This window comes from Pseudomonas sp., assembly GCF_030683065.1.
In the GTDB taxonomy this organism is placed as follows: domain Bacteria; phylum Pseudomonadota; class Gammaproteobacteria; order Pseudomonadales; family Pseudomonadaceae; genus Aquipseudomonas.
This window is the reverse complement of the sequence record NZ_JAUXMX010000033.1, coordinates 100,728-112,339: the sequence shown is the minus strand read 5'-3', so window position 1 is coordinate 112,339 and position 11,612 is coordinate 100,728. Positions and strand designations below refer to the sequence as shown.

Below are 11,612 nucleotides of genomic sequence, written 5' to 3'. Positions count from 1 at the left end.
ACGCTACACCCAGGACAGTTTGGCAAGAACCCCAAGAATACAGAAACAAAAAAGCCCCGTCGCATGGACGGGGCTTTCCCAGCAGTCGCGCTATTAAGCGGCAACGACGCTCACGTAACGGCGGTTGAACGCGCCTTTTACTTCAAACTTGATCACGCCTTCGATTTTCGCGAAGAGGGTGTGATCTTTACCCATGCCTACGCCGTAACCGGCGTGGAACTGGGTACCGCGCTGACGCACGATGATGTTGCCAGGAATGATTTTCTGGCCGCCATACATCTTCACGCCAAGGCGTTTAGCTTCTGAATCGCGACCGTTGCGGGTACTACCGCCAGCTTTTTTGTGTGCCATGAGTTCAATACTCCTATTAGAGGATCAGGCCGAAACGAATCAGGCTTGAATACCGGTGATTTTGATCTCGGTGTACCACTGACGGTGGCCCTGACGCTTCATGTGGTGCTTACGACGACGGAACTTGATGATGGTGACCTTGTCATGACGACCTTGGGCAATGACCTCAGCCACAACCTTGGCGCCTTCAACAACTGGAGCGCCGATTTGCACGTCGTCGCCGTTGCCGATCAACAACACACGATCAAAAGTAACGGCCTCGCCAGTAGCGATTTCAAGCTTTTCGATCTTGAGGTACTCGCCTTCGGTGACCTTGTATTGCTTGCCACCAGTAACAATCACTGCGTACATGGTAAATCTCCGTTAATCCTGCTCACCCAGCGCTTTATAGAAATAGTTAGAGGCTGGCATGGCTGCTTGGGGCCGGATAAGACACCCTTGCAATTGCGTAAGTCAGGGAAATACCCAGGGGGAAGTTCAGGGTGCGCGATTGTACGCAAGCAATCTCCACAGCGCAAGGCCAACCACCACTCGCCTTGACAGCCCCCCCCTTGCCCCATAGCATGCCGCGCAACCTTTGAAGAGCACGTGCCGCTGATGCAACCCCAGGCTTTCTACCAAGTGGTGGCGGATGACTTTACCGCCGTCGATGGCATCATCCGTCAACAGCTCGTCTCGCGTGTACCGCTGGTGGGTAAGATCGGCGACTACATTATCTCCGCTGGCGGCAAACGCCTGCGCCCACTGCTGGTATTGCTCAGTGGCAAGGCCCTGGGCCTACAGGACGACAACCTGCGCCTGCTCGCCGCCACCATCGAGTTCCTGCACACCGCCACCTTGCTGCACGACGACGTGGTCGACATGTCCGACATGCGCCGCGGCCGCAGCACGGCCAACGCACAATGGGGCAACGCGCCTAGCGTGCTGGTTGGCGACTTCCTCTATTCGCGCTCCTTCGAGATGATGGTCGAGCTGGGTTCGATGCCGGTGATGAAGATTCTCTCCCGCGCCACGCGGATCATCGCCGAGGGCGAAGTGCTGCAACTGTCGAAGATTCGCGACGCCAGCACCACAGAAGAAACCTACATGGAGGTCATTCGCGGCAAGACCGCGATGCTGTTCGAAGCCTCAACCCACAGCGCGGCAGCTCTGGCTGGCGCCTCGGCCGAACAGACCGAAGCCTTGCGCACCTTTGGCGACAACCTCGGCGTGGCCTTCCAGCTAGTCGACGACCTGCTCGACTACCGTGGCGACGCCACGACTCTGGGCAAGAATGTCGGCGACGACCTGGCCGAGGGCAAACCGACCCTGCCGCTGATCTACACCATGCGCGAAGGTACCGCCGAACAGGCTGCCCTGGTGCGCCAGGCGATTCAGAAAGGCGGTATCGAGAACCTCGAGAGCATCCGCAACGCCGTCGAAGCCGCAGGCGCCCTGGACTACACCGCCCAGCAAGCTCGCGACTACGCCGAACGCGCCATCGCCTGCCTCGACGTCCTGCCTGCCAGCGAATACCGCGACGCCCTGGTCGAATTGAGCCGCTTCGCCGTCGCCCGCACCCACTGACAGCCTCAGGCAGCACAAGAAGCCCGTCCACGCGACGGGCTTTTTATTGTCTATGGATCTTTTGAAAGCCACATGGGGGGGGCTGGCAGAACGCCGCTCCGCAGGGAGCAATGTGTAGGGTGCGCTGTGCGCACCAGGATGTGCAGCCTGCGTACGCACACAGCCACCCTACGCAAGCAAAAGACCGCGCACGCCCTCACCGGACCGGCAAATTAATACTTGCTATATATTTAATAGGAATTATTCTCATCTAACCACTTGAAAGGAGATGAGCCATGACTTATTTGATCGATGCCTGGCTGGACCGGCCGCAGCCTTACCTGCGCATTCTCAATCGCAACACCGGCGAAGTCTGCGCACTACTGGAAGAACAGGCGCTGGATGAGTTGCGCGATCAGGGCGGTCTAGACATGCATGAGCTGAATTCCAGCGAGCCACAAGTGCTCAAGGAACTGGTGCGCAATCTGTTTCTCTATTGCTACGCCCGGGCATTGCGGCCGTGAAGCAAGCGCGCAACGCAATCCCGGACCGCACCTGGGGTACGGGGCAAAGCGTCGGGTGAATGACGCTTCACCCATCCACTACCGGCCGCTCTGGTGGATGAAAAGAGCGTCATCCACCCGTGAACGCTGCTTAGAGAACGTCCAGCAGCTCTACGTCAAACACCAGCACGCTGTGCGGCGGGATGCTGCCAACGCCTTGTTCGCCGTAAGCCAGCTCGCTCGGCACATACAGGCGCCACTTGCTGCCGGCATTCATCAGCTGCAGGGCTTCAGTCCAGCCGGCGATCACGCCGCCAACCGGAAACTCGGCAGGCTGGCCGCGATCGTAGGAGCTGTCGAACACAGTGCCGTCAATCAGCGTGCCATGGTAGTGGGTGCGCACGCTGTCTTCACTGGACGGCTTGGCACCTTCGCCAGCGGTCAGCACTTCGTATTGCAGACCGGAAGCCAATACCGTGATGCCGTCGCGCTTGGCATTTTCAGCGAGGAAGGCCAGGCCAGCACCGGCAGCCTCTTCAGCCTTGGCAGCGGCTTCGGCTTGCATGATGTCGCGGATCACTTTGAAACTGGCTGACAGCTCGGCTTCGCTGACGCGGCTCGGCAGGCCAGCGAAAGCATCCGTGATGCCAGCGATGATGGCTTCCAGGCTGGCGCCCGGCGGCGGGTTGTCACGCAGTTGACCGCCAAGTTGACGACCGATGCCATAGCTGACGCGAGTTTCGTCAGTAGAAAAATTGAGTTCGGACATGCGAAGGCTCCGCTGGAAGTTAAAAAAGGGCGGTCAGCCTAGCACAAACCACCTGCCCGCCCTAACCGCCCACTGCGCCTGGACGATGGCGCCGACAGCGCTCTGAGCAGTACTTCACCTCAGCCCAGCAGCGCGCCCACTTCTTGCGCCATGTGTATGGCCTGGAGCAGACCGTACAGACCTTGACTGGCAGTTCAGCCTTGGTCACAGCGACTCACCGGCATCGAGCTTGGCCAACAACTGCTCACCACGCTGCCACAAGCCCTGCTGCTTGGCTTCGCTCATCTTGTCCAGGCCACGGTAGATCATGCCCAGGCGATAGTTACCTGACAGTTGTTCGCGGTGGCGCATCAAAAAATGCCAATACAGCGCATTGAACGGGCAAGCCCGCTCGCCGACGCTTTCCGTGACCTTGTAAGCGCAGTCGCCGCAGTAGTTGGACATGCGCTTGATGTACTGACCGCTGGCGCAATAGGGCTTGGATCCTAGGTAGCCGCCATCGGCATGCATGACCATGCCCAGGGTGTTGGGCAGCTCGACCCAGTCGAAGGCATCCATATACACCGCCAGGTACCAGTCACAGACCTGAGTGGGCTGAATGCCGGCCAGCAAGGCGAAATTACCGGTAACCATCAGCCGCTGGATATGGTGAGCATAGGCATGCTCCAGTGTCTGACCAATGGCCTGGCTCATGCACTTCATTCGGGTTTTGCCGGTCCAGTAAAACTCGGGCAACGGCCGCGTATTACCGAAGGAATTGCGCTCGGCATACTCCGGCATGTGCAACCAGTAGATGCCGCGCACGTACTCGCGCCAGCCGATCAACTGACGAATAAAGCCCTCGGCAGCATTTAGCGGGACACGGCCCTGCCAGTAAGCCGCCTCAACATCGGCACACAAGCGACGCACATCGAGCAAACCGATGTTAAGCGCCGCGCTGATCCGGGCATGAAACAGAAAAGGTTCGCCAAGCGCCATGGCATCTTGGTAATCGCCAAAGGCCGGCAAAGCAAAATCGATAAAATGCTGCCACAGCGCCTCAGCCTCAGCATGGGTCACCGGATAATCGAAAGACTCCAGGCTGCCATAGTGATGACTGAAACGTACCGCCACCAACGCCAGCACCTCACGAGTGATGCCATCCGCCGGGAAACGCGCAGTCATAGGCCCCTTGATCTGCTTGGGCAGCGCCTTGCGGTTTTCTGCATCGAAGTTCCAGGCGCCGCCCACCGGAGTAGCATCGCCATTGAGCAGCAGCCCCGTTTTACGGCGCATCTCGCGGTAGAAGAATTCCATGCGCAGCTGCTTACGCCCCTCGGCCCAGCGCGCAAACTCGTCACGGGCGCAGACAAAGCGGCTGTCGGCATGCCAGGTAATCGGCAGGTCGCAACGCCTTAACTGATCTTCCAGCCGCCACTCACCGCACTCGGTAAGGTGCACCTCATCAGCCTGCAACTGCGCCGCCCAACGCTGCAGCTCGCTAGGCAACGAACCACTGTTGGCAGGGTCGTCCAGCTTGACGTAATGCACACGCCAGCCGCGCTCGCGCAGAGCTTCGGCAAAATGGCGCATGGCGCTGAAAATCAGCGCGATCTTCTGCGGATGATGCGGCACATACTCGGCTTCCGCTGCCACCTCGGCCATCAGCAATGCATCCTGCCGTGGGTCGAGAGCCTGCAAACTTGGTAGATCGAAAGATAATTGATCGCCCAGCAGCAAACCCAGTCGGCGCACTGCCGTCGACGCTGCAACTACCATGCGGAGCCGAACGAAATGGGCACGCGTAGCGTGTCCTGAGTGCCGTCCTGCATCCCACACATCTCGTCATGCACCACGGCATGCACCAAGTGGAAGGGCAACTGCGGCAACTCGCGCAAGACATCGCGGGCATGCTCCACCGAACGCAAGTGCAGGGTCTTGCCGGCATTGTCATTCAACGGGTGAGCGCGGCCGTCCATGTGGGCTTCGAGCAGATAGATGCCGCCCTCAATAGAAATCAGGTTGAGTTCGTCGATGTGCCCGGCGTGGGCATGGCGGGACAGGTCGTGCATATTCATGGCAATCACCTCATGCGCACAAAGTTATACAAAAATTCATACAAATACAATTCTTGTACAAGAACGATAGAACGCAAGGCACAAAGCAAACCGCCCGTCCGTTTTGCAACGGCCGGGCGGCGGGTCAAGCGCAGGTGAGGCTGGAGGCGCGAGTTTCAGTCCGTTTGGTATTTGGTCATCTTATCCAGATAGCCCATGGCGAAAGCCGAGCCAACAAACGTCAGGTGAATGATCACGTACCACTTGAGGTATTCGATCTCATAGCTTTTGGCATCCATAAACACCTTGAGCAGATGAATCGAGGAGATCGCCACTATCGAGGCGGCCACCTTCATCTTCAGCGAGCCGGAATCCATCTTGCCCAGCCAGCTGAGCTTTTCGGTGCCCTCGTTGATATTCAACTGAGACACGAAGTTCTCATAGCCCGAGAGCATCACCATCACCAACAAGCCGCCGACCAAGGCCATGTCGATCAACGACAGCAGACGCAGGATCAGATCCGCTTCGCTCAGGGCGAAGATATCCGGCAGGATGTGATAAACCTCTTGAAAGAACTTGATCGACAGCGCCAGCACCGCCAACGACAGCCCGAAATAAATCGGCGCCAGCAACCAACGCGAAGCGTACATCGTGTTCTCGATAAAGCGTTCCATAGCGTCTCGCAAGTGGTCAATAAAACTGTCGGCGAGTATACCCAGCGTTCCCCTGCAGACAAAGGTGCGCCTGGCATTGCACTTACCCCCCAGCAATTGTGGATAACCTTGTGGGCAGCCTCTGGATTAAAGCCTTCGCCCCAGCGGGGATCAGCCTTGCCGCAAGCTGATCAAAAGACGATCAGCCACCGCTCAGCTATCTGGCTGAAACTCGAAAAAGCCCTTGTGGCTGTAACGATCACCATTCAGCCGACGCAACTCAGCCTGAATGTGCAAGCGCCAGATCGGCAGCTCGCTGCACTCGTCGTAACCCTGAACGAACAAGCTCTCGGCAATCCCGGCAAGCACTCCTTCAGCCACCACAGGCCCGCAGAATGGGCCTTGCGCCTTGATGGCGGAGGGTTGAGCGCCAGACAAGCCAGCGGCACAGATCAATGTCCAGAGGCCCTTATCGCCAGCCAATGGCAAGACCACGCACTCGATACGGGTAATCAAGCCCAGGCATTGACGGGTGAGACAGAGGCTGCGCGGCATGCCAGCGACCCTCAGGTGATCCAGCCTTCAGCCTACACCCGCGCAAGCGGCTCAGGGGCGCCGTCAGTCAGCTCGACAATCTGTGGATAACTGTGTGGATGAAATCCTTCGACGCCGGTCTGCAGCCGCGATGCTTGCAGTAACTTCACGGCCAATTGCGGCTGGAGTTCCTCCCGCACTGCGGGTCACTCTCCCCCGCTAAAACTCAGCGCCGCCCGCCCCTGCATCGACAGCCTGGCGGACGGCACGGCAGCAGTGTTACTCACAAGCCCTCGGGCACCGGCTTCTTCGCCCGCGGCTTTTTCTCCTTGGGCAGCGCCACCGGCTCATCGGCCTTCACCTCCTTGTCATCCTCGGTCATGCCGATTTCAGCGATCTCGCGCAAGCGCTCCACCACTCGCGCATTGACGCTGCCGGCCGGGAACTGCCCCTCGGCATTTGGCGTACCGGCATCCTCGCCGACCAGCAGGCTCAACGCCTCGTCGACATGGCGTACCGCATACACATGGAACTGCCCAGCCCGCACCGCCTGCAACACCCGCTCATCGAGCATCAAGGTCGCCACATTGGAATGCGGAATGATTGCGCCCTGCTCGCCAGTCAGGCCACGGGCTTCGCACAGCCGGAAGAAGCCTTCGATCTTCTCGTTGGCGCCGCCGACCGCCTGCACCTCGCCGAACTGGTTGATCGAGCCGGTGATGGCGAAACACTGCTTGAGCGGACGCCGCGACAACGCCGAGATCAGCGTGCACACCTCGCCCAGCGAGGCACTGTCGCCGTCGACATAGCCGTAGGACTGCTCCAGGGCAATGCTCGCAGAAATTTCCAGGGGGAATTCCTGGGCATAGCGACTACCCAGGTAGCCGGTGAGGATCATCACACCCTTGGAGTGGATCGGCTGACCGAGGTTGACCTCGCGCTCAATGTCGACGATGCCGCTGCCGCCGGGATAGACGGTGGCCGAAATTCGCGCCGGCACGCCGAAGGCCGAGTCGCCGACTTCGAGCACGGTCAAGCCGTTGCACTTGCCCACCGCGGCACCGGCGGTGTCGATAAGAATCACCCCGGCCAGCATGTCGTCGATGATCCGCGCCGACACGCGTCCGGTGCGAGTCGCCTTGGCCTTCAGCGCACGCTCGATATGACCGACATCGGTCAGGGTTTCATTGGCCAGCTGGCGGATGAAGTCGGCCTCGCTGACCAACTGAAACAGGTCGCCAATCCGTGCCGACAGACGCCCCTGATGCTCAGCCAGGCGCGCACTGAACGTCGCCAGGCGCGCCACCGCGGCGGCGGTCAATGGCGCCATGCCTTCTTCCATGGTGCGGGTCTTCATCAGCTGGGCAAACTGCTCCAGGCTATCGTCGGCCAGGGGAATGTCCTCGTCGAAGTCGACCAGCACGCGGAACATTTCCTGAAAGTCCGGATCATGATCCTGCAGCGCGTAATACAGCTGGCGCGCACCGATAATGATGACCTTGACCTGCAAGGGAATGACCTGCGGATTTAGGGTCACGGTGGCGATGCGGCCGAGGTCGCCGAGCGGCGACTCCATCTTCAGTTGGCGCGAATGCAGGGCACGCTTGAGCGCATCCCAGACAAATGGCTCGCCGAGCATCTTCTCCGCTTCGAGAATCAGGAAACCGCCGTTGGCCCGGTGCAAGGCGCCGGGGCGCAGTTGCCGGTAGCTGGTATAGAGCGCGCCCTGGTCGGCGTTGTATTCAATGCGGCCGAACAGGTTGTCATAGGTCGGGTGTGATTCGAACACCACGGGGGCGCCGCCCTGAACGTGGTGACCGACTACCAGGCTGGGGCAGTACTGCTCTTCGAGCAGTTTGCGGGTCTGGGCGTCGATGCGCTCCACTTCGACCAACTGATCGACCACGGTCTTTAGCAGATTGACCTGCATCGCTTGCAAGTAGGCACCGACGCCAGCGTTTTCCGCGTACTTCTCCGACAGCGGCGCCAGCAACGGCTGCAGCGCCACGGTGATGGTTTCTTCGTTGAGCTGGCGCAGCTGGTTGCTCGACTCGCGCTTCCACTGCGGCAGGCTGGCCAACTCTTCGTTGAGCCGCTCTTCCAGGGTGGAGATATCAGCGTGAAAGCGCTCGCGATCGGCTTCTGGCAACTGGGCAAACTCGGCCTCATCCAGCGCCTTACCCTCAAGCATCGGGGTAAAGGCGATGTTGCTGCTATCGCGGTACAGCGCCACGTTTTTTTCCAGGGACAGCTTCTCGATCACATCGAGCGCCTTGTCGTAGCGCTTGTTAAAGGCGCGATCGATAGCGCTCTTCTTCTGTTGATAGGACGGGTGCTCGAATACCGCGGGAAAAGTCGCCAGCAGGTTGTCGATCAGCAGGTTAATGTCGGCGATAAACGCACCGGCACTGCCCGCCGGTAGCTCCAGCGCACGAGGCTCGCGCGGCTCGTCGAAATGATTGACGTAGACATGGTCAGAAGGGGTCGCCAGACGCTTGGCTTCGGCCTTGAGGTAGCGTTTGACGAACGAGAAACGCCCAGTGCCTGGCTCACCCATGACAAACACGTTGTAACCGGGCCGCGGCATCGCCACGCCGAACTGCAGGGCCTCGACCGCACGCTCCTGACCCAGTACGCCACGAAAAGGCTCCAGGTCATCGGTGCTGGTAAAGCTGAATTGCTCGGGCGAAAAGGGACGAGTGAGTGCTTCAGGTGCCAGCCGCAAATGGGCTGCAACGGAGTCTGGCATTGGAAATCCTTGGACGGTGGGCTGGTGAAAGCATGGCCGCATCGGCCGTCATCCACAAGCCATATGGTTGATCCCGGGCAAGCGAAAAGATCTCGATATGCTTTAAAATTGCATGGCCATTCAAGGAACCCAGTCAATGAGTCTGTTTCAGGAAGTCGCTATTCTCCTAGCGCTCTCCGCCTTAGTCGGCGGCATTGCGGTCAAGCTGCGCCAACCACTGATAATCGCCTACATCCTGGTCGGCATTCTGGCCGGGCCGGCGGTGCTTGGGCTGAGCAGCCACAACGCCCCGCTGGAACTGCTCGCTGAGATCGGTATCACCGTGCTGCTGTTCGTGGTCGGCCTCAAGCTCGACATGCGCCTGGTGCGCACCCTGGGGCCTGTTGCACTGGCCACCGGGCTGGGCCAACTGACCTTCACTATCGTCTTCGGCTACGGCCTGTGCTACCTGCTCGGGCTGGAGTGGCTGACGGCGCTGTACGTCGCCGTGGCATTGACGTTTTCCAGCACCATCATCATCGTCAAGCTGCTCTCCGACAAAGGCGAGATCGACTCCCTGCACGGGCGCATCGCCATGGGTTTCCTGATCGTTCAGGACATCGCGGTGGTCCTGGCGATGCTCGGCCTCAACCTCTACCAGCCCAGTAACGGCGAGCAGAGCGGCCTGCACCCGCTGGCCCTGCTGGGCAGCCTGCTCGGCAGCCTGGTGGTGCTGTACCTGCTGATGCGCTTTGCCCTGCCGCGCCTGCTGACAATCATGGCCAGCTCGCCGGAATTGCTGATGCTGATGGCGATTGCCTGGGGCACCCTGCTGGCCGGTGGCGCCGACTCTCTAGGGCTATCCAAGGAAATCGGCGCCTTTCTCGCCGGCTTCTCCCTGGCGTCGACACCGCTGCGCGAAGCCGTGGCCAGCCGCCTGACCAGCCTGCGTGATTTTCTGTTGTTGTTCTTCTTTCTGCACCTGGGCCTGCAACTGGACTTCGCCTACATCCATGGGCAAATCGGCAACGCCTTGCTGCTGTCGGCCTTTGTGCTGATCGGCAATCCATTGATCGTCATGGCCATCATGGGCTGGATGGGTTATCGCAAGCGCACCGGCTTCATGGCCGGGCTGACCGTGGCGCAAATCAGTGAGTTCTCCATCATCTTTGTCGCCATGGGCATCGGCCTGGGCCATATCGGCCAGGACGCCCTGGGCCTGACCACGCTGGTCGGCCTGATCACCATCACCCTGTCAACGTACATGATTCTCTACGCGCAACCGCTGTTTGCCCGCCTATCACCCTGGCTCGGCGTATTCGAGCGGCATATCCCGCACCGTGAAAACGCCGACGATAACGCCGCGCAAGACGTGCCGTCCGACATCATCGTTTACGGCATGGGCCGCTACGGTCGCCAGCTGGCAGGGCAACTGGAACAAGGCGGTGTGCGCGTACTGGGTATCGACTTCGACCCCGAAGCGCTGGCGCTGGCACGCAACGAAGGCCTGAATGTCTGCTATGGCGATGCCGAGGATGTCGACTTCCTGGCGCATGTGCCCTTGGCCAGCGCGCGGGCGCTGATCAGCACCATTCCCCAGCGCGAGGTCAACGCGATTCTGCTGCGGGCATTGCATAACATGGCGTTCAAGGGCCAGATCACCCTCAGCGCGTTTCGTACCGGCGATGCCGAAGCCCTGCAACATGCCGGCGCTGCCAATGTTTTGCAACCCTACAACGACGCAGCCGAATCCGCCGCCAGGCGACTATTGAAGGATATCGGCCCGCGGTGAAAACGCCCGGCCAGGCGCCAGCCCGGATCGGGCAGCGCCGCACACAGGAGGCTCGACATCCCGACGAAACCCCGACAAGTGTGGGCCTGCGCGCAACCTAACCTGTAGCGTGATCCGCACATGCCAGGCAGTACTCGGTGGCTGGCAATACCTGCAAACGCGCGAGGTTGATCGCCGTGCCACAGCGCAGGCAGTCGCCGTAAGTACCTTCGGCCAGTCGCAGTTTGGCCATGCCCGCCTGCCGCAGTCCTTTTTCAGCCTCGGCCAGCAAGGCTTCGAGCACCTCATCATTCTGTCGCTGCAGGGCTTGCTCGGCGAAATCCGGCGAGTGGCTGCGCGCCAAATCCTGACGAATTGCGCTGGCCCGCGCGCCGTACTCGGCGAGCAGAATATCGAGGGCCGCTTGAGGATCGAAAGCAGACATAGGAAAACTCCAAAAAGAGGTGTTTGCCCGTCCAAGTGTGGACACTCCCGAGCTGCCCACACTGACATTGATCACGACTTGCGCAAGTAGCTGTCGACGCTGGCGGCGTTGTAGCTCCTACAGGGTTGTGCGGTGACCTTGTGGGAACGGACTTGTCCGCGAAGCTTTTGATGGGGCCCGTTAACCGCGGCGAGGCGATGAGCCAAGTTGTATTGCCTGAGGACCCGCGACTAGGCCTAGCGGACGCGCCACCGCCTGCTGGGCTTCGCTGCAACCG

At 60.0% G+C, this 11,612-nt stretch carries 13 protein-coding genes; 3 read left to right on the top strand and 10 right to left on the bottom strand.

Going from position 1 to position 11,612, the window contains the following annotated elements; translation table 11 throughout:
* Positions 1-93 precede the first annotated feature (93 nt).
* Positions 94-351: a 50S ribosomal protein L27 gene (gene rpmA, locus Q8K09_RS10480; protein ID WP_003176049.1), complete on the bottom strand. Its 258-nt coding sequence runs from the start codon at positions 349-351 to the stop codon at positions 94-96.
* A gap of 39 nt (positions 352-390) precedes the next feature.
* Positions 391-702 (bottom strand): 50S ribosomal protein L21, encoded by a 312-nt coding sequence (gene rplU, locus Q8K09_RS10475; protein ID WP_305254910.1) that lies wholly within the window; start codon positions 700-702, stop codon positions 391-393.
* A gap of 246 nt (positions 703-948) precedes the next feature.
* Here rplU and Q8K09_RS10470 point away from each other — a divergent pair, with 246 nt between their 5' ends.
* A complete protein-coding gene (locus Q8K09_RS10470) occupies positions 949-1,917 on the top strand; it encodes a polyprenyl synthetase family protein (protein ID WP_305254909.1) in 969 nt (322 codons plus the stop codon).
* A gap of 275 nt (positions 1,918-2,192) precedes the next feature.
* Positions 2,193-2,420: a hypothetical protein gene (locus Q8K09_RS10465; protein ID WP_305254908.1), complete on the top strand. Its 228-nt coding sequence runs from the start codon at positions 2,193-2,195 to the stop codon at positions 2,418-2,420.
* A gap of 130 nt (positions 2,421-2,550) precedes the next feature.
* Here the strand turns inward: Q8K09_RS10465 and Q8K09_RS10460 are convergent, their stop codons facing one another.
* The 7 genes from Q8K09_RS10460 to Q8K09_RS10430 all read right to left on the bottom strand — a co-directional run bounded on the left by Q8K09_RS10460 (position 2,551) and on the right by Q8K09_RS10430 (position 9,140).
* Positions 2,551-3,168: an FKBP-type peptidyl-prolyl cis-trans isomerase gene (locus Q8K09_RS10460; protein WP_305254907.1), complete on the bottom strand. Its 618-nt coding sequence runs from the start codon at positions 3,166-3,168 to the stop codon at positions 2,551-2,553.
* 61 nt (positions 3,169-3,229) lie between these two features.
* Positions 3,230-3,376, bottom strand: coding sequence for a DUF2256 domain-containing protein (locus Q8K09_RS10455; RefSeq protein WP_305254906.1), 147 nt, complete (start codon positions 3,374-3,376; stop codon positions 3,230-3,232).
* Positions 3,373-4,926: a cryptochrome/photolyase family protein gene (locus Q8K09_RS10450; RefSeq protein WP_305254905.1), complete on the bottom strand. Its 1,554-nt coding sequence runs from the start codon at positions 4,924-4,926 to the stop codon at positions 3,373-3,375. The genes Q8K09_RS10455 and Q8K09_RS10450 overlap by 4 nt, the downstream gene beginning before the upstream one ends.
* On the bottom strand, positions 4,920-5,225 hold the full coding sequence (locus Q8K09_RS10445; RefSeq protein ID WP_305254904.1) for a DUF6482 family protein: 306 nt from the start codon (positions 5,223-5,225) through the stop codon (positions 4,920-4,922). The genes Q8K09_RS10450 and Q8K09_RS10445 overlap by 7 nt, the downstream gene beginning before the upstream one ends.
* A 155-nt stretch (positions 5,226-5,380) precedes the next feature.
* On the bottom strand, positions 5,381-5,878 hold the full coding sequence (locus Q8K09_RS10440; protein WP_305254903.1) for a TIGR00645 family protein: 498 nt from the start codon (positions 5,876-5,878) through the stop codon (positions 5,381-5,383).
* 192 nt (positions 5,879-6,070) lie between these two features.
* Complete coding sequence (locus tag Q8K09_RS10435) at positions 6,071-6,412, bottom strand: hypothetical protein (RefSeq protein ID WP_305254902.1); 342 nt, start codon at positions 6,410-6,412, stop codon at positions 6,071-6,073.
* Positions 6,413-6,674: 262 nt separating this feature from the next.
* Positions 6,675-9,140 carry a Lon protease family protein gene (locus Q8K09_RS10430; RefSeq protein ID WP_305254901.1) on the bottom strand — a complete coding sequence of 822 codons (2,466 nt, stop codon included), beginning with the start codon at positions 9,138-9,140 and terminating at the stop codon, positions 6,675-6,677.
* Positions 9,141-9,276: 136 nt separating this feature from the next.
* On the opposite strand from Q8K09_RS10430, the gene Q8K09_RS10425 reads away from it, so the two are divergent.
* Entirely contained in the window at positions 9,277-10,911 is a 1,635-nt protein-coding gene (locus Q8K09_RS10425) for a cation:proton antiporter (RefSeq protein WP_305254900.1), read from the top strand.
* A 97-nt stretch (positions 10,912-11,008) separates the two neighbouring features.
* Here Q8K09_RS10425 and Q8K09_RS10420 read toward each other — a convergent pair whose 3' ends face one another.
* A complete protein-coding gene (locus tag Q8K09_RS10420) occupies positions 11,009-11,335 on the bottom strand; it encodes a TraR/DksA family transcriptional regulator (protein ID WP_305254899.1) in 327 nt (108 codons plus the stop codon).
* Positions 11,336-11,612: the final 277 nt, after the last annotated feature.